The sequence below is a fragment of the Tunturiibacter gelidiferens genome (assembly GCF_013410115.1).
GTDB classification, from domain to species: domain Bacteria; phylum Acidobacteriota; class Terriglobia; order Terriglobales; family Acidobacteriaceae; genus Edaphobacter; species Edaphobacter gelidiferens.
The window spans coordinates 2,312,913-2,333,733 of the sequence record NZ_JACCCV010000001.1; the positions used below are offsets into that span (position 1 = coordinate 2,312,913).

Here is a 20,821-nt window from a genome sequence, read left to right on the forward strand (position 1 = left end):
GTCACGACGGGATGGGCGAATATCGGCGATGTTGTGCGAACTAGGGTGACGGAAGCAGAGATAGGGATCGTGCTGGAGAGTACGGCGAGAGGTCTATGGGAGGTCTTTCGCCGACGATTAATTCTGCCATGACGTGTGCGGCGGCTGGCGCGAGGAGGATACCGTTGCGATAGTGGCCGCAGGCGATGAAGTGATTCGGGTGACCTGGGATCACTCCGAGGAGGGGAAGACCGTCGGGAGTCGCGGGACGCAGTCCTGACCAGGCTTCTAGTTGAGGAGCGTGACCGATTGCCGAAAGGAGAGAGGAGGCCAGGAAACGGAGACGGTCTATATCAATTGAGTGGACGGTCTTGTCGAAGCCGACATCTTCGACCGTGGCTCCGACGATGGCACGACCCGCAGCGGGGCCAATGGTGCGGGGCACAATGTAAATGTCGGGGGTACGGACGACGAACTGCAGAGGAAGCGAGGAGGGAAGGGATACGGAAAACATCTGACCCTTCTTGGGCACCACCGGAATATTCAGCAGGCGCGAAGCAGCGGCCGCCCAGGCTCCGGCGCAGTTGATGAACTGTGCCGCATGAATGACGCCAGTGGGATTTGTGATCTCAACCTCGTTGCCGATGGAACGAGCGAAGAGGGCAGGAGTATGCGGTCGGAGATCGATCTTGGTGGCACCGATCGCGGCGAGGACGGCTGAGGCGAGTTGCCGGGGGTCGAGGCTGTGTTCGTCGAGAAGAATGAATCGATGGTCCCCCGGCGTGAGAGCGGGAAGCAGATGAGCTAAATCTTCGTGGGTCAGCTCGGTGTTTGCTGGGGTATTGGGAGAAACGGATTGTAGGGTCGCGTGGGTCTGGAAGGGGATGTCGATGCCGGAGAGGGCGCGGACACGATCGAGGAACTCTGGATAGAGCGAGAGGCTGAGATTGGCCAAAGTCAGGAGCTGCGGCGGGTTTTCGGGATCATGGGCGGCCAGCATACCGGCAGCCGCAGTGGAGGACTCGGCGAGGGGAGCGCCCCTGTCAAGTACGACGACGCGGTAGCCGCGGCCGTGGAGCTCAAGGGCGAGAGAGAGGCCGATGATGCCGGCTCCAGCGATGCACACGTCGGGGTGATTCATGGAATTAGTTTAGTTGGCTTAGGGAGAGGTTATAGTTTGGGTGTGTCTGTTTTGCGCGAACGAGCAGTCTATGAAAGCGTAGTTCACGATGTTTCAAAGAAAGAGAAGCTTAGGAGAGAGTGATGAGCGAAGAGTACGTGGAGCAGAGGTCGATCTCGGGAGCACTGCTTGGAGTGGTAGCGGCTGCGCTGCTGGCGGCGCTGGGTGGACTGGTGTGGTGCTACGGCTTGCAAAACCATCTGGCCGCAGCAGAGCAGAAGATCGTGGCGGCCGACCAGAAGAACACTGAACTGACGGAAAAACTGGAGGCGACCAACGCGCGGCTGCGAGCGACGAGCGAGACGCTTGGGCAAAGCGTTGGAGTTGCGCAGAAGCAGATTGAGTTGCGGACGCAGAGCATCATTGCTCAGCAGAAGGTTGCCACGGCAAAGCTGGAGGAGGAGGCGGCAAAAAATTCCAAGCAGATTGGCGCAGTGTCGACCGATGTTGCCAGTGTCAAGACGGATGTAGGCGGTGTGAAGACCGACGTTGCAACTACAAAATCTGACCTTGAGGCGACCAAGACGCAATTGAATCGCGTGGTCGGCGATGCCGGTGTGATGAGCGGGCTGATCGCTACGAATCATGATGAGTTGGAGGTTCTAAAGCACAAGGGTGATCGTAACTACTTGGAGTTCACGCTGCAGAAGGGCGCGAAACCTACGCTGTTGTCGACGGTCAAGCTGCAACTGAAGAAGGCGGACGAGAAACATTCGCGCTACACATTGAATGTGAGCTCGGACGACCGGACGATTGAGAAGAAGGATAAGGGGCTGGATGAGCCGGTGCAGTTCTATAACGGCAAGGATCCGGTGCTGTATGAGTTGGTGGTGAATGTAATCGAGAAGAATAAGGTGTCAGGATATCTATCGACGCCGAAGAACGCGGCGAAGGCGGTTTCGACACCATAACTACAGGCTGTTTCAAATGCAGAAAGGGGGACGCTTATTGCGTCCCCCTTTCTGTTTGCCTTGGTTGGATTACTTTTTGGTTGCCTTTTTTGCTGCCTTCTTCGCTGGTGCTTTTTTTGCGGCTTTCTTGGTTGCCATGTGCCTATTCTCCCTAGTGATTAGACATTGACTCTACAACTAGCTGCAATGCAGCTAACGAAGGTATAGATTTACGAAATTTCACTGTCAAGCAAAAAATGAAGGTAAGGCAAATTCTTTTTGCATGGGGACGTTCGAAACGACTGCCACGTCTGCTTTGGAAGTTTGTTCTGGAGTTGTGCGGAGCGAGGGCGGCCCGTGAATGCTGAGAGATGAAACGCTGGTGAGAGTACGACCTTTGTGTGATCGGAGCGATGGAAAGAATTACAAAAGTTGTCATGCAAGCCGAGGCTCAGGAGATTGAGTTGAAGAGGAGAGCTCTTGTTGCATACGAAGAGAACGTCCAAATGTGTGTCCTCCTTTGCAAAAAACGCGGTGATGAGGAAAGCTCACTGAGCGAAGGTATGTGTCTACTTGCGATGGTTTGGAAGAACCGCAGCATTGCCGGAATGTTACTGATTCAAATTTTTGTTATAGGCATACGAATTCGAGGATAGACAGATGGCGGGGATTAAGAAGGTTTGTCTTATGAACGGGGATCTGTCTTCGCTTCGGGACACGGATTGCCGATTGGTGCGAAGTCCAACCAGAGGAGTAGAGTTTTTCTCGAGGTATTTCGATCGATGAAGGATGTTGTGATTGTTGCTGCGGTACGGACACCTGTGGGCAAGTTTCAAGGGGCGTTTGCGGAGATGACGGCCGTAGAGCTTGGTGCCATCGCAGTTCGCGAGGCGGTGAAGCGGGCTGGGATTGATGCGGCGAGCGTGGACGAGTGTTTAATGGGCTGCGTGCTCCCTGCGGGGCTGGGACAGAACCCGGCGCGACAGGCAGCGTTACGAGGCGGGCTGCCGGATACGGTTTCGGCGATGACGATCAATATGGTGTGCGGGTCGGGTTTGAAGGCTGTGGCACTGGCGGCGCAGGCAGTGATGGCTGGCGATGCCGAAGTTGTGGTGGCAGGGGGGATGGAGTCGATGTCCAACGCACCTTATCTGCTGCCGCAGGGGCGGAAGGGATTCCGTATGGGCGACTCAGTCGTGGTCGATTCGATGGTGAAGGATGGGTTGTGGTGCGCTTGTGAGGACTACCACATGGGCATCACAGGGGAGAACGTCGCGGAGAAGCATTTAATTACCCGAGAGGAGCAGGATGCCTATGCGCTGGCTTCGCACCGCAAGGCGAGTGCTGCTTGGAAGGAGGGGCGGTTCGATGCGGAGGTGGTGCCGGTGAACGTGCCGGGGAAGAAGAGTGCAGTAACCGTGGTGTCGCGGGATGAGAGTGTGCGGGAGGACGCTTCGGCGGAGGCGCTTGCTGCTTTGAAGCCGGCCTTCAGGAAGGATGGGACTGTGACGGCGGGAAATGCTCCAGGAGTGAATGATGCGGCTGCGGCGGTGGTGGTGATGTCGGCAGAGCGGGCAAAGGAGCTGGGCTTGAAGCCGATGGTGACGATCAAAGCGCAGGCTACGAGCGGAGTCGCTCCCAAGTGGGTGATGCTAGCTCCAGTAACCGGGGTGCAGAAGGTCCTGAAGAAAGCTGGGTGGGAGCGGGATGACGTCGATTTGTTCGAGTTGAATGAGGCGTTCAGCGTTCAAGCGTTGGGGGTGATGAGGGAGTTAGGTCTGGATGCCAAGAAGGTGAATGTGAATGGCGGTGCGGTAGCGATTGGGCACCCTATTGGAGCGAGCGGTGCGCGGGTACTGGTTACCTTGATCTACGAGATGATGCGAAGGGATGCGAAGAAGGGGATAGCTGCGCTTTGTTTGGGTGGAGGAAACTCGGTCGCGTTAGCGGTGGGACGAGGGTGATGTTTCACTACCAAAAATTTCCGTATGAGGACAACTGGAGTTCGTGAAACGGACATCTTAAGCCCCTATTTATAGATTTCTGAAATGAGTGTCAAAACCTGGGCCCCTTTTAGTTTGATTCCTAATTTGAATCAAAAATCATTGTCTAAAAAGGAGAACTTATGGCGGGTTCTATCGTGGAAAGCCTCATGGGTCTGCTGGGTCCTCAGGTGATTGGCCCAGTGGCTTCGCAACTTGGAGAGTCTACTGATACCGTCCAACGCGGCTTGCAGACTGGGTCCGCTGCTATGCTCGCGGGTCTTGTCGCGAAGATCGGTCAACCTGGATTTCTGGGACAGGTATTTAGTCTCATTACAAACCCCGCGAACGGTCCGAGCGCTCTTTCAAACCTTACGTCGAATCTGGGATCGTTGGCCTCGGGCGCTACGTCCTCCCCAGTCGCAAATCTTGGCAGCCAGTTTCTATCAAGCATCTTCGGTTCAAATACGTCCTCAGTGACCGATTCGATCGGTCGTTCCGTAGGTCTTTCGAGCGGTAAGGCTGGGTCGCTCCTGGCTATGGCTGCTCCACTGGTTCTTGGAGTTTTAGGGCAGCACGTTCGACAGAACAATTTGAGCGCTGCTGATCTTGGTTCAACGTTGAAGGCGGAGGCCCCAAGCTTCCAGCGGTTTCTGCCAGCCGGACTTGGTAGCTTGTTCGGTGGCGCTTCGAATCTAACCGCGGCGGTTCCGGCAAAGGTTGCTACCGGCAATCGTTGGTTGTGGCCTGTCGTTCTGCTGGTCGCATTGTTGCTATGCCTGGTTTGGTTTTTCAATCGAACCAAGGCGCCTGTTAGTGATGCAGTCCAAACTGCTTCAACTGCGGCTGCAAATGCAGGCACTTCGGCTCTTGGAGACTTTTTTAAAACGAAGCTACCCGATGGGGTCGAACTAAATATTCCCCGCTTCGGTATTGAGAGCAAGCTGATCAGTTTTCTGGGGGACTCGTCCAAACCCGCAGATACAACAACATGGTTTAATTTCGATCGCCTGTTGTTCGACACTGGTAAAGCTGAACTCCAGCCATCTTCACAGGAACAGTTGGGCAATATTGCTGCGATTCTAAAAGCCTATCCCAACGCTCACGTAAAGATTGGCGGCTATACCGATAACACGGGGGACGCAGCTGCAAATGTTGCTCTCTCAAGTGCGCGCGCTAAGAACGTGATGGATGCTTTGGTGGGGGCAGGGATCGATTCGTCGCGGCTCGAGTACAAGGGGTACGGAGATCAGTATCCGGTTGGCGACAATGCCACTGAGGAGGGACGCGCTCAAAATCGCCGCATTTCTCTGCTGGTGACTCAGAAGTAGACCTGCTGTTGCATGGTTGATCAAGTGTTGTAAGGGGCCGATGCAGAGATCACATCGGCTCTATTTGGAAGACGAAGACAGCGATTGGCCCATAACGCGGGAAATCACCCCTTTTACCTTTCACGATGAAGCATACCGAAAGATTTACCGGGCGAGTTGAGGACTATGAGCGGTATCGCCTACGATATCCGACAAAGGTGATCGAGATCCTGACAGATCATTGCGGACTGCAGCGGGAACATATGGTTGCAGATATCGGCGCTGGAACAGGCATGCTGGCTGAGCTTTTTCTGGAAAACGGGAATGCCGTTGTAGCGATAGAGCCGAATGATGACATGCGTGCGGCTTGCGAGCAAATGGCAACGGCCTGGCCCGGGCTGACGGTGAAGAAGGCCACGGCTGAAAACACCGTTCTAGCAGACGCCTCGGTGGATTTTATATCTGTGGGTCGGGCTTGGCATTGGTTTGACCGAGAGAGGGCCGTGAGGGAGTTCCGACGAATCCTCAGACCGGCTGGTTGGGTCGTTCTGGCGAGCAACCGTCGAAGCCAGGATGGGTCGGCTGAGGCGGAGGCGTATGAAAAATCTTGATGAAGTTCGGAAGGGACTATCGCGAAACGCACCAGCCGACTCGAAGGATGGGAGAGGTTGCACCTGTTTGCTGAGGGAGAGGTGGTTCGTCAGGAGGTGTCTGGGGAACAGGTGCAGACTCTCGACGAGTTCTTGGGGCAGACACAGTCATTTTCCGCAACTCCGAAGCCCGGAGATGGGGGGTATATGGGGATGCAAGTTGCGCTGGAGGATTTCTTCGCGCTGTTCGAGCATGACGGGTTGCTGCACACAGGGACCATCTGTTCGGTCATGGCTTGTCAGGGGAATGGGAGGTCTGGCAGCTAATCATGAGAGGCTATGAAGTTCTGTTCTGTGCAACGCGTCTTATGGTGTCATGCCACCCACCTTTCGCCGGCGCAGCGTGGTCAAAGAAACCGCGACGTCACTAACACTCGATGATGTTGAGGGCGAGTCCGGCAAGTGAGGTTTCTTTGTATCGAGATTGCATGTCGAGGCCGGTCTGGTACATGGTGGCGATGATCTGATCGAGTGAGAGTTTGTGGTCGCCGGTTTCGTGCATGGCCATGCGGGCGGCGTTGATGGCTTTGACGGCACCCATGCCGTTGCGCTCGATGCAAGGAATCTGGACAAGGCCGCCAATGGGATCGCAGGTCATGCCGAGGTTGTGCTCCATCGCGATTTCGGCTGCATGTTCGATTTGGGCATTCGTGCCATTGAGTGCGGCGACCAGCCCACCCGCGGCCATGCTGCAGGCTACGCCTACCTCTCCCTGACAACCTACTTCGGCGCCCGAGATGCTGGCGTTTTCTTTGTACAAAATACCGATAGCTGCAGCGGTAAGAAAGTAACGGAGGATGCCCTCTTCCTTCTCTGCTTCGGTTCCATCGATGAAGCGAAGGTAGTAGTTACCGATAGCAGGAATCACTCCGGCGGCTCCGTTTGTGGGAGCGGTCACCACTCTGCCTCCGCCGGCGTTCTCTTCGTTGACGGCCATGGCGTAAACGGTAACCCAGTCGATGGGAGCTAGAGGGTCTTTGGAGCCGATCGTGTTAAGGCGCTCTGCGAGGCGATGTGCGCGGCGGCGCACGTTGAGTCCTCCCGGAAGGATGCCTTCAGTGGCGATACCTCGCTCGGTGCATTGTTGCATGATTTGCCAGAGGGCGAGGATGCTGGCGCGAATCTTTTGTTCGGCTGAAAGATTGATCTGCGATGAAGCGGATATTGTCTGCGGGCGAGTAATAGAGATTGCCGGGTCGTTTAGCAGCGCGACTTCGTTGGCGAGCATGAGGTGCGCAATGGTGAGATTGTGTTGTTTCGCCAAGGCGAGGAGATCGGCGGCACTGCGGAAAGGATAAGGAACGGTGCGCGTATCGGTTGCGGATACTGCGGTGCGTTCGGCCTCGGAGACGATGAAGCCGCCGCCGATGGAGTAGAAGACTTCTTCGGCGAGCTTTCGGCCGGCGTTGTCGAAGGCGGTGAAGCGCATGCCGTTGGGGTGCGAGTGCACGGCGGGATCAGGGTACATCTGGTTGCGGCGGAAGTTGAGGTCTTCGGCTTCGGAGAAGGGGATGGTTTTGCTTCCGCCGAGAGCGAGGGTGTTGGTGTTGCGAATGGCGGCGATCTTTGTTTCGACGGTGTAGGGGTCGACGGTGTCAGGCGCTTCGCCGAGGAGGCCGAGGAGGATGGCGCGGTCGGTTCCGTGGCCGATGCCGGTGAGAGCGAGCGATCCGTAGAGGTCGACGTTGACCCGTGCGGTCTGTTCGAGGAGATTTTTTTCCGTGAGTTCGCGGGTGAAGCGGAGGGCGGCACGCATGGGGCCGACGGTGTGGGAGCTTGAGGGGCCGATGCCGATTTTAAAGAGTTCGAAGAGGCTGGTGTTCACAGAGGTTATTGTAGGGGGCCGCAGTTGGCTTTGGCTGAAGGTGCGGACCTGGGGGATTTCAGCTGCGGCTCGTGGGTGCTCGAGGGCGAGGCGGCGGAAGGGGGCTATGCGTGATTTTGCTGCCATCTTCGTCCCCCTTCTGCTCCTTCTGTCCTTGGGGTGGTACCCCCCCCATATTACCCGCGTGTAAGTATCTTCGTTTCAATGATTTACGGGTAGTCATGATCTGTAAAATATTGCAAGCAAAGAAGTTACCTGCAGAATATTACAAACAAACGAGTTAGCGCGTAATCCTGTCTGGAACCTGCGCTTTATCTCCACTATTTAAAAGTATAGTCAGTCAGACCTAACTAAAGTGCCAAGTGGATCTACTTGTGATTCATGGGTTTAGATGGTTTTGGGCTTGACATGCGATTTTTGGGTTAGATTTGAAGAAATATTCGTGGGACTCTGTTTGACTTAGGCTCGGGTTTTTCGTCTAGAACCGTTTACCTAAAGGCCCGGTGTGTCCTCTGTTATCGAATCAATTCGACTTGATTTCAATGCGATGAGAGCATTGGAAATATGCTCGCAGATGCAATCCGTCAAGTATTCGAAAGTCCGATTACAGCTCTTCTCATTTGCTTATTGCTTGGTGCCGTTGCAGTGAGCGGAAGGTTTAGCCTCAAAATTGCTCAGATATTGCTTGTAAGTGCTTTATTTGTGGGTTTGTTCGGTATTTGGAGTCACGATCTAACTGTTAGCCTCTCCCTATTATGGTCTGTAGTTCTATTACTTTTGCTTCTTGCGACGGGGTGGTGGCTACGTCAGCCCGCCAGAACTTTGGAACTTCGAGTCTCTGATATCAAAGTTATTTCCCTTCCAAAGAGTTTGGGCGAAATGTTGACGGTCCAAGTCTTCTTTAAGAATCTATCGGAGCGCACAATAGCGATGCGAAACATTGTGTGGGCACAAACAAGACAGATACCATCAACGCTCGACGAGGAAAAGATAATCGAAAACGAGCTTTGGGAGATCGTTTCGGAAAGCCTTTCGACTCGGGGCAGAGACGCAGACATGCCGACTGTAAATGACGGCGAATCGAACCAAGTTTTTGAATCGTCAACCTTTGGAGCGGAAGAATTGATGTCTTTTGCGAAAGGAACTCATGCCGTCTACTTCGGAGCGATCATGCAGGATAGGAAAAGACGAAAGAACCTAATTGAAATGCTCTTTTTTGTTGGCAAAGATGGAAGAGTTCACTATTGTTCGCAACACAACAAGCCATAAGGGGCGAAGGTCGAGCGATGAAGAACATAACCGTAGACGCAGACCAGTATTGCGCCGAATGCTCGAAATGAAGCCTATCTCTAAAGCAGAGGTTAGCGCGAAGATCAAAGCGGAGAAGGCTGCGAAGGCTAAAACTGTCCAGAAAATGGACAAAGGCCCGAAGAATGCTTAGAAAATCTTGCGCTTCATTCGCGAGCGTCCCACCCAACCAAATAAGAGCCGCTATGGAAACCCATGACCGATGAGGAATGAGCCGGTGAGGTGATGAGGCGGGTGCTATACTCGGCAAAATCTTCCGCCCCAAGGGTTTATCGGCTTATCAATGCTTTTCAAGGCTCGCAGTGCTGCAGTGTATGGGATTGACGCCCACATCATCGATGTAGAAGTCGATTTTTCCAACATCAAGTTAGACCAGGAACAGTTTCACACGGTGGGATTGCCGGACGCAGCTGTGCGGGAGAGTCGTGACCGTGTGCGTTCTGCGATCAAGAACTCTGGTTTCGAAATCCCGCCCACGCGGATCACGATCAACCTGGCTCCCGCAGACTTAAAGAAAGAAGGTTCGGGATTCGACCTACCTATTGCGATCGGGATATTGGGAGCCTATGGCTCACTGCACATCAAGGATCTGAGCGATTATCTGCTGGTGGGGGAGTTGGGGTTAGATGGCAGCCTGCGGGCGGTGCAGGGGATGCTGCCGATTGCGGTGGCGGCGCGCGCAAAAGGGATTCCGAACCTCATTATTCCGGCGAGCAATGCGCGGGAGGCGGCGGTAGTTGAGGGTGTCAACGTTTATCCGGTGAAGTCGCTGCTGGAGGTGCGAGAGCTGTTGAACTCGGCGGTGCTGGGTGGCATCAAGGCGACTCCGCTAAAAGTGGAGACGACTGATCTGCTTAACGAAATGCAGCACTTTCCATTCGACTTCAAAGACGTGCGCGGCCAGCAAGTAGCGAAGCGCGCTCTCGAGGTAGCGGCCGCTGGCGGACACAATATTTTGATGATTGGACCGCCAGGATCGGGCAAGACGATGCTCGCCAAGCGACTGCCGTCCATCCTCGCTCCGCTTAGATTCGAAGAGGCGCTTGAAACGACGAAGATTCACTCGGTTGCAGGTGTTTTGGATTCTGAGCAAGGACTGGTGGCCCATCGGCCGTTCCGGTCGCCCCACCACACGATTTCAGACGCCGGTTTGATTGGCGGCGGGATGATGCCGCGGCCGGGCGAGGTGTCGCTGGCCCACAACGGGCTGCTCTTTCTGGATGAGCTGCCGGAGTTTCCGCGAAACGTGTTGGAAGTATTGCGCCAACCGTTGGAGGATGGCCATGTGACGATCGCCCGGGCGGCCATGAGCCTGAGTTTTCCGGCGCGGTTCATGCTCGCAGCAGCGATGAATCCCTGTCCTTGTGGATATTTCAACGACAAGTCGCGGGAGTGCATGTGTACGCCGCCGATGATCCAGCGATATGTTTCGAAGGTCTCCGGGCCCTTACTTGACCGGATTGATATTCATATAGAGGTTCCCGCAGTGCAATATAAGGAGTTGCGGGGTGGGGCTGCGGCGGAGGGGTCGGAGCAGATTCGTGGGCGCGTTCTGGCGGCGAGGGAGCGGCAGCATAGACGGTTCGCGCAGGCGGGGGATCGGACCAAGGGCTCGGCGAAGGCGGTTTCGCGGCAGATATTTTCGAACTCGCAGATGAATACACAGCAGATACGTTCCTACTGCGAGCTATCGTCTGATGCTGAACGACTGCTCGAACGCGCCATGCAGCAGCAGGGGTTGAGTGCTCGGGCACATGACCGTATCTTAAAGGTAGCAAGAACGATAGCAGATTTGGGAGGGGAGCAGGATATCGCAGTTAAACATATCGCAGAAGCAATTCAATACCGCACTTTAGACCGAAGTTACTGGTCCTGAAGAACGGATGTCTCCCATTTCTGGAATATCTTTATTCGCTGGTTCCCGAAAAAAGTATTGACCTTGAGCGTCGAACAGTTTACTTTCCTTGAAGTCGTAGTTTGCTCTGGGTCGCAGGATCTCTTAAACACGAACCGGTTTCTACGATAACTTCTGGGTTTGCCAGGTTTCTGGCGAGCTTCCTGTTTCACACTTGGGCGCGGCGAGCGCTGAATCCTACGGAAGAAACAGATTCAGCTAAGAACGCTAACTTAGCTAACAGGGCAGGTTGTTGTCTTGCAGACGCAATATGTCAGATATCAAGATAGTCGAGATTTCTGACGAATTGCGGAGTCCCCGGATGGATTCTCTGCGTCTAATGTGTGAGGCTTAAACACGGTAGCGATCTCTAGATCGGTTGCCACATTTTGAATGATTTCGGGCGAGTTAGCGCTAACAAGACGCTTCAGCTTCGGAAATTGAAAGGGAGAAACTATGCGCTCGGATCTGATTTTTGGAGCTCTCACGCACGTGAACAACCGCTATGAGCTTTGTCAACTGGCGTCGAAAGCGACGCGTAAACTGCATAAGCCAAACACGCGGTTGCAGGACACCACCAACGAAGTTCTGGATCGCTTCAAGGACACCATTCCAATGGATGAGTCTGGCGAAGCTGTCGTAGAAAAGGTACAATTACAAGAGCGCCGCGCGGCATAACGCGCGGCTGTTTCACCTCTCCAACTTTTGGATCAATCTAACCTCTAATCCGCTCTACAATCCATCCGCTTTTCGAATTTTTCACCACACATCCGGCCTTCCGCACGACCCTCTGTCAAGCAGATCCCGCCTCAGTTCCAAACAATCCCTCCTAAAATTCAAATTTCCAGGTAAAACATGACTATTTCCGAGTTAAAAGAACACAACATCGCGGAGCTGGGTAAACTAGCGCGCGGTCTCGACATTGCCGGAACCAGTGGTCTCCGCAAGCAAGACCTTATCTTCAAGATTTTGCAGGCGCAGAGCGAAAAAGAGGGGCATATCTTTGCAGAAGGTGTGCTTGAAATTCTGCCCGATGGTTACGGCTTCCTTCGCTCTCCCGACTACAACTATCTGCCCGGTCCCGATGACATCTACGTTTCTCCCTCACAGATTCGCAAGTTTGACCTGAAGACAGGGGACACGATCAGCGGCAATGTCCGTCCGCCGCACGAGGGCGAGAAGTACTTCGCGCTGGTCAAGATCGAGGCGATCAACTTCGAGTCGCCGGAAGAGACACGAAATAAGATTCTGTTCGACAACCTGACGCCCTTGTATGCGCAGGAGCGGGTGAAGATGGAGACGGTTCGCGAGCATATCTCCGGCCGGGTGATGGATCTGTTGACGCCGGTGGGCAAGGGGCAGCGCGGGTTGATTGTGGCTCCCCCGCGTACTGGCAAGACGATGTTGCTGCAGTCGATCGCTAATAGCATCACGGCGAATCATCCGGAGGTGGTGCTGATCGTTCTGCTGATCGATGAGCGCCCGGAAGAAGTGACCGATATGCAGCGTAGCGTCAAAGGTGAAGTGATAAGCTCCACCTTCGATGAGCCGGCGGCGCGTCACGTCCAGGTTGCTGAGATGGTGATCGAGAAGGCCAAGCGGTTGGTGGAGCACAAGCGCGATGTGGTGATCCTGCTGGACTCGATCACGCGTCTGGCGCGTGCGTACAACACGATCGTTCCACCTTCGGGCAAAGTGCTCTCAGGCGGTGTGGATTCGAATGCTCTGCAGAGGCCGAAGCGCTTCTTCGGTGCGGCTCGCAACATCGAGGAAGGTGGTTCGCTGACCATCATCGCGACTGCGCTCGTTGATACCGGCTCGCGCATGGATGAGGTGATCTTCGAGGAGTTCAAGGGAACCGGCAACATGGAAGTGATTCTGGATCGCAAGCTGGTAGATAAGCGCGTGTTTCCGGCGATCGACATTCAGCGTTCCGGGACACGTAAGGAAGAGCTGCTGATTCCGAAGGAGGATCTGCAACGGACCTGGATCTTGCGCAAGGTACTCAATCCGTTGTCGCCTGTTGAAGCGATGGAGCTGCTGACCGACAAGCTGGCAAAGACTCGGAACAACCAGGAGTTTCTACACAACATGAGCTCGATCTAACTTCGAGGTAAGAAGCACGCAAGAGCGCGGCCTTTTGGCCGCGCTCTTTTTTGTTTTCTGCTTGATTCGCTCAGATTCGTCTCAAGCATCACGCTCTGTCAGTAGCCGTTGACGATGAGGTACTGCTCGGTCAGGGTGAATTTTTCTGGTGAGTGTTGGCGTTCGGCGTATTTGCTGAGGACGTCTACCTCGATGTTGAGGGGGGCGCCGGGCGTGAGGGTGTGGAGGCTGGTGGAGGCGTAGGTGTGGGGGATGATGGCTACCTCGACCACGTTGTCCACGATGGAGGCTACGGTGAGGCTGATGCCTTCGATGGTGATGGAGCCCTGGGGAACTACGTATCGGGTAAGCGTGTCGGGGAGCTGGATGCGGAGACGCCAGTCGGTATCGGGCTGGTTGGGCGTGATGGGGGCGAGGGAGATGAGGGTCGCGGTTCCGTCGACGTGGCCTTGAACGACGTGGCCTCCCAGCGGCGAGCCTGCTGGTGTCGGGAGCTCAAGGTTGACGATAGCGTCGGGGCGCAGGTGCGTGAGGGTGGTGCGGGCGATGGTCTCGGCGGCAAGGTCGGCGGAGAAGCGTGGGGGAAAGGCGTTGGGCTCGATGCTGAGAGCCGTCAGGCAGACGCCGTTGACTGCGATGCTATCGCCGGTGTTGAGGCGCGCGGTGAGCGTGGGCGAGGCGATGGTGATGCGGGTCGCGCCCGCGGTTGGAGTGATGGCTAGAAGCTTGCCGGTGGTCTCGATCAGTCCAGTGAACATGGTCTTAGCTTATCGCTTTCGATGGTGGTGGGACGGGGTTGGGCCATGGGTCGTGGAGGTAGCCGGTGACGCAGGCATCGGGGCCGTAGTTGGCGCGGGTGACACGGTGCAGGGACTCTTCGAAGAGGTAGGGGGAGCCGATGCCCTGGGCGAAGGGGATGGCCTGGTCGCCTAGCTCGGTCTCGGCGTAGATGAGGACGGCTTTGTCGACCAGGTTTTGCTGAAGGAAGGCTCCGTTGAGGTGGGAGCCGCACTCGAGCAGGAGGCTGAGGATGTTGCGCTCGGCGAGGGTGGAGAGGACGGCGGGGAGGCTGAGGCGTCCAGCGTGGTCGGGGAGGGTTTCCACCTGTATGCGGAGGTCGGTTAGAGCAGTGATCCTGGCATTTGGCGCATTCTTACCGCAGAGGATGAGCAGGTCTGGCTCGCCTGAGTCATGAGTGTTATTGGCGGAGCGAACCAGTTGCGAGGAGAGAGGGATCCGGAGTTGGGTGTCGAGGATGACGCGGAGGAGTGGGCGGCGGCGGGGCAGGTTATTCGGGCCAACTAGGCCGCTGCGGTCGGTGAGTTGAGGGTCGTCTGCAAGGACGGTGCCGATGCCGGTGAGGACGGCGTCGGAGGCGTGGCGAAGGAGTTGGACTTCGTAGCGTGCGGCGGGGCCGGTGAGCCAGTGAGGTTGGTTGGGGAAGCGGGAGGCTGGTGGCGGTGCGAGTTTGCCGTCGACCGAGAGCGCGGCCTTGAGTGTCACGAAGGGAGTGCGGTGCTGGATGAAGTGGGCGAAGGCATCGTTCAGGTCGCGGGCGTGCTGTTGGAGGAGGCCGACGGTGACCTCGATGCCTGCTGCGCGGAGCTTGGCTAGTCCCTCGCCGCTGACCTGCGGGTTGGGGTCCTGGGTGGCGACGACGCAGCGACTGACGCCGGCGGCGATGAGGGCGTCGGCGCAGGGGCCGGTGCGGCCGTGATGGCTGCAGGGTTCGAGGGTGACGTAGGCAGTAGCTCCGACGGTGGAGAGGCCGCGCTGGGCAGCTTGTTTGAGGGCTACGATCTCGGCGTGGTCGCGGTTGGCGTAGAGATGCGCTCCTTCGCCGATGATCTTCGGGACGCCTCCGCTGGGTGGCGTCTGGGTGAGGACGCAGCCTACCTGCGGGTTGGGCGAGGCAAGGACGATGGTCTCTGCGGCGAGCTTGAGCGCTTGCTGCATGAAGGCCTGATCTTGGGCGGCGCGGGTTGGTTGGGCAGGCTGCATTCGGTCTTCGGGTTGTTCCGTCTTCAGGGGGTCCCCCCTGGGGGTATCTCCGTGGAAGTGACTTCTTTTCATGCACTTGCAAAAATGGATGTCTGTAAAATTGTCTATCTAAATGGCTTAAGGCTAAATTCGTCTTTCCAGAGGGGTTAGCTCCTTAATCAAGAAAGGGCTCCGAAACTCGGAACCCTTTTTCTTTTCTTAAACAAGTATAGCGGATTGGACATAACTGATACGCCACGCGAATCTCCTTGTCTGGCGCGGGTTTTGGTGGGTAGGGGGCTTGACAGGATTTTGATGGCCGGGCTTTGCGACAATGGCGAAGGTAAAGCGGGGTGATGGAGGGTTTGGGTTGGAAGGTTCGAATGGTATGGGTGGGTGGAATGTGTTGGGATCCTTCACTTCGTTCAGGATGACGGCCAAGGGGCGTGCAACGGCAATGGCTAGTACGGCGGTTTTTCGGCTGCGTTGTTCACGGTGAGGCTGTTAGCAGTTTTGGTTGAGATGGCGATTTTTTGCGGGTGGAGGAGCGGGAACGGTGGAGGGTTTGGATTGGAAGGTTCGAATGGTATGGGTGAGTGGGATGTGTCGGGATCCTTCACTTCGTTCAGGATGACGGCCAAGAGCGGGCAACGGCAATGGCGAAGGCATTAGCAAAAGCAAAAGCAACGACAACTGCTAAGGCAACGGCAACAGCAGAAGTAACGGCAACAGCAACAGCTGAGGCAACGACAACGACAAAGCAATGGCGACAGCGAAGGCGAAATGCGGGGGGTTCTTCGACTGTGTTGCTCACAGAAAGCGTGAGCGGCTTTGCTCAGAATGAAGGGGTGTTTTTTTCTGTGATTTTCAGTTGGTTTTGGTTTGGGGTAGAACAGAGCGGAGCCGTTTCGGCTACAATCCTCGAACTTGAAAAAACAGTTTGCTTTGGCGTTGAAGCCTGAGCGTGTTATGGGGAAGGCACTGTGTAACCTGCCCGACTGGCTTCAGGCAAAGCTGTAGTTGGCATCTCTGGGAGGGCTTTCTCGTTGCTCTCTTGTCGTTGGCGAAGAATGAACCGTTTCGGCAGAAAGAGAAGGAATATCGGGCTATGGCTTTGAAGAAGAGCAAGTATCTTGCAGTCGCTTTTTGTCTGGGTGCATTGAGCGTTGTGTCTGTTGCCTCGTGGGGACAGGCGGTTCCGGCAGAGAAGGCCGATGAGGCGCGGGTGGATCGGCTGCTGAAGCAGATGACGCTGGAAGAGAAGATGGACCTGATCCGCGGGGGGCTTGAGGATCCTTCTGTTTATCAAGGGCAGGCGGGATATCTGCCGGGAGTGCCGCGGCTGCATATTCCTTCGCTGCGCATGGCCGATGGGCCGCCGGGCCTGCTGACGCGGGTGGCGGGGCAGGCGGAGACGGCGACGATGGGTGTTGCTGCGACCTTCAGCGCGAAGGATGCGGAGGCCAATGGCGCGGTGATTGGACGTGAGGCGCGATCGCTGGGCATCGATGTGGTGCTGCAGCCGTTTATCAATATCGATCGCGATATTACGTTTGCGCGTGCGTACAACACGTTTGGCGAAGACCCGATGCTGAGTGGCGCGATGGGCGCGGCTGAGGTTCGCGGAGCGCAGGCGCAGGGTGTGATGGCGATGGCGAAGCATTATGTGGGGTACGACTCGAATGGCTACAACATCTTCATCGATCAGCAGACGCTGCATGAGGTTTATGCGGCACCGTTTGTGGATGCGATTGGAGCAGGCGTGTCGTCGGTGATGTGCTCTTATAACCGCATCAACGGGCCGTTTGCTTGCGGCAACAGCGATACGCTGAAGACGATTTTGAAGGAGGAGATGGGGTTCAAGGGGTTTGTGACCTCGGACTGGGGCGGCGTGCACAGCGTTCTGTTTCTGAACGAAGGGCTGGATATGGAGATGCCTGGCGCGGCGGAGGCGGATAGTCCGTTCAAGGCGTTCATCAACAATTATTTTGTGACGGCTCCGCCTGACACTACGCCGGTGAAGCCTCTCGACCCGGAGGCGCTGGCGGGAATTCTTGGCGGGCCGATTCCGGAGGAGCCGCAGGGGAATGGGCTGGACCTGGGTGGTTTCCCGCGCGATAACGACAAGACGACGATGCGGGAGGCTTTGAAGAACGGGACGGTGACCGAGGCTACGATTACGGCTGCTGCGCGGCGCGTGCTGTATGAGATCGATCGGTTCGGCTATCTGGATGGCAAGCAGAAGCATACGGTGACGGCGCAGGATGTGGAGGCTAATGCTGCGGTGATTCGGAAGACGGCCGAAGATGCGGCGGTGTTGTTGAAGAATGAGCACGCGCTCCCGCTGGGCAATGATGACTTGCAGTCGCTGGCGATGATCGGGCCGGGGGCTGGTCAGGTTGCGGCGATCGGGACGTTCGGAGAGCGGAGTCCGGGGTTGACGGAGCGGCAGATTGGTCCGCTGGAGGCGCTGAAGAAGGGTGCTCCCACGGCCAACATTACGTATGCGGTGGATGACGATATGACTGGCGTGCCGGTTCCGGCGGCGGCGCTGTCGCATGATGGGAAACCGGGGTTGTTGCGTACTGAGAGCAAAGGCAGCAAGGTAGTGGATGCGCAGCTGGACTTTACGCATAGCAACGGCAGGACGTTGCCTGCGAACGAGACGGTGACGTGGAAGGGAACGCTGACGGTGCCGAGCGCGGGGGAGTACTGGATGTACCTGCAGGTGCTGGGTGCGCGTGGAAGGCTGATGATCGACGGCAAGCGCGTGGGGCAGACGGGCGCGGCGAAGGGTACGGTGCACGGCGATGTGCAGTACGCGACGCAGGATAATGGATTTCCGACGGTCGATGGGCTGGACAATGTTCGGCGTGCGGTGCAGCTGACTGCGGGGCCGCACTCGATTACGGTGATGGCGAGTAGCGATACTTCGAATAAGCCAGAGCAGATTCGGTTGAACTGGACGACGCCGGAGCTGCGGGAGAGCAACCACAAGGCGGCTATCGATGCAGCGAAGAAGGCGCATACGGCGGTGGTGTTTGTGTGGACGCGAGGCAAGCCGGACTTCGCACTGCCGGGAGAGCAGGACAAGCTCGTGGATGAGATTGCGGCTGTGAATCCGAACACGATTGTGGTGATGAACGTCAGCCAGCCGGTGGCGATGCCGTGGTTGGGCAAAGTAAAGGGCGTGCTGCAGATGTGGTGGACGGGGGATGAAGGCGGATGGGCTACGGCAGATGTTCTGCTGGGCAAGGTTAGTCCGGCTGGGCGGTTGCCGTTTACGTGGGCGAAGCAGCTGACGGACTATGCGGCGAATGATCCGGCGCATCCGGAGCGGTCGGCTAAAGGTGTGGATGGGAAGACGACTTACTCGGAAGGCGTGGATGTGGGGTATCGGTGGTTCGATAAGGAGAAGATCGAGCCGCTGTTTCCGTTTGGATTCGGGCTCTCGTATACGAGCTTTGAATACTCGGATCTGAAGGTGGCGAAGGCTTCGGATAACGGGCTGGATGTTTCGATTCGGGTGAAGAATACGGGCGCGGTTGCGGGGGATGAGGTGCCGCAGGTGTACCTGGATGCTCCGGAGCAGCAACCGCAGGGGGTGCAGTTTGCGCCGAAGACGCTGGCGGCGTTTGATCGCGTTACGCTGGCGCCGGGCGAGAGCAAGGATGTGACGATGCATGTGTGGCCGCGTGCGCTCGAGTACTGGTCGGTTGCGGAGAAGAAGTGGGTGCGGTCGGATGCGCGGCGAGTGCGGGTGGGGTCGTCTTCGCGGGATTTGAAGCTGACTGCTGAGAAGTAGACGGCTGGGGTCTGTCCGGCGGGAATGCTTGATTGTGTCCTGCCGGACGGGCCTCCTGCGCGGAGGGCGGTCACTTCGTGACTTGTGTACCGGTCTTGGCGGGTTAGGTGCTTGGTCCTCCCGTTGGTCGGAGGGGAGCGCTTTAGTCGAGGAGCGAGTCGATGAAGCTGGCGCTGTCGAAGGGGATGATGTCTTCGAGCTTCTCGCCGATACCCGCATAGATGACGGGGAGTTTTAGTTCGGTGGCGATGGCGAGGACGATGCCGCCCTTGGCGGTGCCGTCGAGCTTGGTGAGGACGATGCCGGTGACGTGGGCGGCTTCGGTGAAGAGGCGGGCTTGGGTCAACCCATTTTGACCTGTCGTTGCGTCCATGACGAGGAGGGTCTGGTGCGGAGCGCCGGGCACCAGCTTTTCTGCCGTGCGGCGCATCTTGTCGAGCTCCTTCATGAGGTCGGTCTTGGTGTGGAGGCGGCCGGCCGTGTCGACGATGAGGATTTGGGTGCCACGGGCCTTGGCGGCGGCGCAGGCGTCGTAGAGGGCGGCGGAGGGGTCGCCACCTTGTTTGGTCTTGATGATCTGAACGTCGGAGCGCTGAGCCCAGACTTCGAGCTGCTCGATGGCGGCGGCGCGGAAGGTGTCGGCTGCGCAGAGCAGGACGGTGCGGCCCTGGCCGGTGAAGTGGGCGGCGAGCTTGCCGGTGGTGGTAGTTTTGCCGGTGCCGTTAACCCCGACCATCATGATGACCTCGGGCGGCGTGGCGGGGTGGGTGATGGGGCGGGCTACATTGTCGAGGACCTGCTTGAGCTCGGCCTTGAGTAGGCGCTTGAGGTCATCGCCACCCTGGATGCCGACGCGGAGGGCGCGCTGGCGGAGGTTCTCCATGACGAGGGCGGTGGTGGGGGCGCCGAGGTCGGCGGCGAGCAGGAGAGGCTCGAGGTTGACCAGGGTGGTCTCGTCGACCTCGCGGGTGAGGGCGATGACGGAGCTGATCGACTCGGAGAAGGACTCACGGGTGCGGGTGACCGCCTGCTTCATGCGGTCGAAGAGTCCGCGCTTCGGCTCCTGCGGTTCGGGAGCTACTGCGGTGGGCTGGTCGGGTTGCTGGTCGGGTTTGTCGCGTTTGCCAAAGAGGGAAAAAGCCATGCTCTTGCTAGTTTAGCAATGTTGGAGATATGGCCCGATGGCGGGTCTTTCGTGCTCCTTGGATCGTTGACTTTCGCGGTGGCAGGCTTATCGTTGATGATGATGAATCGTTGACGATTATGACGAAGGCGGAGCTTTACGAGTTCCTGGCTGCGCATACGCTGGGGGTGTTGGGAAGCATCTCGGGGGAGGGTGTGCCGCAGTCTGCCCTTGTCGGGATTGCGGTGACGGAAGATCTTGAGATCGTCTTCGACACTCTCAACATCACGCGCAAATACCGGAACCTTACCTCGAATCCAAAGGCCTCCCTGGTGGTGGGGTGGGAGGGAGAGAGGACGGTGCAGTTGGAAGGTGAGGCGTTTCTGCCGGTGGGGGAGGAACTGACGCAGTACAAGAATATCTACTTCTCGGCGTGGCCGGATGGAGTGGATCGTCAGAACTGGCCGGGGTTGGTGTACTTCGTCGTTCGTCCGCGATGGATTCGATTCAGCGACTTCGATCAGCGGCCACCGCGGATCGAGGAGATGGTGTTTGGAATGTGAGGGTTCTCGCGCTGATGGCGAGGATAAGCATTGCGGAGGCAAAGACGAAAATACAGGGATCTTGACGGATACCGCAGAATTCATCGGTTCGCTGCAACTGAGAGATGTGGCCGCAATCCACTGCGTCGCGCGATGAGACTGCGCGACTTCGGTCGAGATGACGAGTCCCAGAGAGTACCGGTCTTAGAAATTAACGTCTACGTCGGACCGGAGACAGCCTGAAAAA

At 56.9% G+C, this 20,821-nt stretch carries 17 protein-coding genes and 1 pseudogene; 13 read left to right on the plus strand and 5 right to left on the minus strand.

From position 1 onward, the window contains the following. Positions 1-40 precede the first annotated feature (40 nt). Positions 41-1,120, minus strand: coding sequence for an NAD(P)/FAD-dependent oxidoreductase (locus HDF12_RS09855; RefSeq protein ID WP_179582497.1), 1,080 nt, complete (start codon positions 1,118-1,120; stop codon positions 41-43). Positions 1,121-1,242: 122 nt separating this feature from the next. Here HDF12_RS09855 and HDF12_RS09860 point away from each other — a divergent pair, with 122 nt between their 5' ends. The 6 genes and pseudogenes from HDF12_RS09860 to HDF12_RS09880 all read left to right on the plus strand — a co-directional run bounded on the left by HDF12_RS09860 (position 1,243) and on the right by HDF12_RS09880 (position 6,258). Then, positions 1,243-2,070, plus strand: a complete 828-nt coding sequence (locus tag HDF12_RS09860; RefSeq protein ID WP_179582499.1) for a TolC family protein — start codon at positions 1,243-1,245, stop codon at positions 2,068-2,070. 761 nt (positions 2,071-2,831) lie between these two features. Then, positions 2,832-4,013 (plus strand): acetyl-CoA C-acetyltransferase, encoded by a 1,182-nt coding sequence (locus HDF12_RS09865; protein ID WP_179583616.1) that lies wholly within the window; start codon positions 2,832-2,834, stop codon positions 4,011-4,013. 188 nt (positions 4,014-4,201) lie between these two features. Beyond that, positions 4,202-4,594: pseudogene (locus HDF12_RS22850) on the plus strand (DUF937 domain-containing protein); the annotation flags it as partial. Between the two features lie 30 nt (positions 4,595-4,624). After that, entirely contained in the window at positions 4,625-5,362 is a 738-nt protein-coding gene (locus tag HDF12_RS21985; RefSeq protein ID WP_218892339.1) for an OmpA family protein, read from the plus strand. A 197-nt stretch (positions 5,363-5,559) separates the two neighbouring features. Beyond that, a complete protein-coding gene (locus tag HDF12_RS09875; protein WP_179582501.1) occupies positions 5,560-5,952 on the plus strand; it encodes a class I SAM-dependent methyltransferase in 393 nt (130 codons plus the stop codon). A gap of 57 nt (positions 5,953-6,009) precedes the next feature. Next, on the plus strand, positions 6,010-6,258 hold the full coding sequence (locus tag HDF12_RS09880) for a hypothetical protein (protein ID WP_179582502.1): 249 nt from the start codon (positions 6,010-6,012) through the stop codon (positions 6,256-6,258). A 100-nt stretch (positions 6,259-6,358) separates the two neighbouring features. Here HDF12_RS09880 and HDF12_RS09885 read toward each other — a convergent pair whose 3' ends face one another. Next, the gene (locus tag HDF12_RS09885; protein ID WP_373563913.1) at positions 6,359-7,816 is read right to left on the minus strand and encodes an L-serine ammonia-lyase; all 1,458 of its coding nucleotides are present in this window, start codon (positions 7,814-7,816) and stop codon (positions 6,359-6,361) included. A gap of 564 nt (positions 7,817-8,380) precedes the next feature. On the opposite strand from HDF12_RS09885, the gene HDF12_RS09890 reads away from it, so the two are divergent. From HDF12_RS09890 to rho, 4 genes are all read left to right on the plus strand, one after another. Next, positions 8,381-9,085, plus strand: a complete 705-nt coding sequence (locus tag HDF12_RS09890; protein WP_179582505.1) for a hypothetical protein — start codon at positions 8,381-8,383, stop codon at positions 9,083-9,085. Between the two features lie 322 nt (positions 9,086-9,407). After that, positions 9,408-11,000: a YifB family Mg chelatase-like AAA ATPase gene (locus tag HDF12_RS09895; RefSeq protein ID WP_179582506.1), complete on the plus strand. Its 1,593-nt coding sequence runs from the start codon at positions 9,408-9,410 to the stop codon at positions 10,998-11,000. A gap of 474 nt (positions 11,001-11,474) precedes the next feature. Continuing rightward, positions 11,475-11,696, plus strand: a complete 222-nt coding sequence (locus HDF12_RS09900; RefSeq protein WP_179582507.1) for a DNA-directed RNA polymerase subunit omega — start codon at positions 11,475-11,477, stop codon at positions 11,694-11,696. 177 nt (positions 11,697-11,873) lie between these two features. Further along, positions 11,874-13,124, plus strand: a complete 1,251-nt coding sequence (rho, locus tag HDF12_RS09905; protein WP_174336882.1) for a transcription termination factor Rho — start codon at positions 11,874-11,876, stop codon at positions 13,122-13,124. A 98-nt stretch (positions 13,125-13,222) separates the two neighbouring features. Here the strand turns inward: rho and HDF12_RS09910 are convergent, their stop codons facing one another. Together HDF12_RS09910 and ribD are read right to left on the minus strand one after the other, a co-directional pair. Beyond that, the gene (locus HDF12_RS09910; RefSeq protein WP_179582509.1) at positions 13,223-13,882 is read right to left on the minus strand and encodes a riboflavin synthase; all 660 of its coding nucleotides are present in this window, start codon (positions 13,880-13,882) and stop codon (positions 13,223-13,225) included. Between the two features lie 4 nt (positions 13,883-13,886). After that, entirely contained in the window at positions 13,887-15,125 is a 1,239-nt protein-coding gene (gene ribD, locus HDF12_RS09915) for a bifunctional diaminohydroxyphosphoribosylaminopyrimidine deaminase/5-amino-6-(5-phosphoribosylamino)uracil reductase RibD (protein ID WP_179582511.1), read from the minus strand. Positions 15,126-15,760: 635 nt separating this feature from the next. Here ribD and HDF12_RS09920 point away from each other — a divergent pair. Both HDF12_RS09920 and HDF12_RS09925 read left to right on the plus strand, forming a co-directional pair. After that, positions 15,761-16,066 carry a hypothetical protein gene (locus tag HDF12_RS09920; RefSeq protein WP_179582513.1) on the plus strand — a complete coding sequence of 102 codons (306 nt, stop codon included), beginning with the start codon at positions 15,761-15,763 and terminating at the stop codon, positions 16,064-16,066. A gap of 146 nt (positions 16,067-16,212) precedes the next feature. Next, entirely contained in the window at positions 16,213-18,909 is a 2,697-nt protein-coding gene (locus HDF12_RS09925; protein WP_179582515.1) for a beta-glucosidase family protein, read from the plus strand. Between the two features lie 142 nt (positions 18,910-19,051). On the opposite strand, the gene ftsY is transcribed toward HDF12_RS09925, so the two are convergent. Beyond that, complete coding sequence (gene ftsY / locus HDF12_RS09930) at positions 19,052-20,053, minus strand: signal recognition particle-docking protein FtsY (RefSeq protein WP_179582517.1); 1,002 nt, start codon at positions 20,051-20,053, stop codon at positions 19,052-19,054. Positions 20,054-20,082: 29 nt separating this feature from the next. Here ftsY and HDF12_RS09935 point away from each other — a divergent pair, with 29 nt between their 5' ends. Next, positions 20,083-20,595: a pyridoxamine 5'-phosphate oxidase family protein gene (locus HDF12_RS09935; protein WP_257025461.1), complete on the plus strand. Its 513-nt coding sequence runs from the start codon at positions 20,083-20,085 to the stop codon at positions 20,593-20,595. The last annotated feature ends 226 nt before the right edge of the window (positions 20,596-20,821 follow it).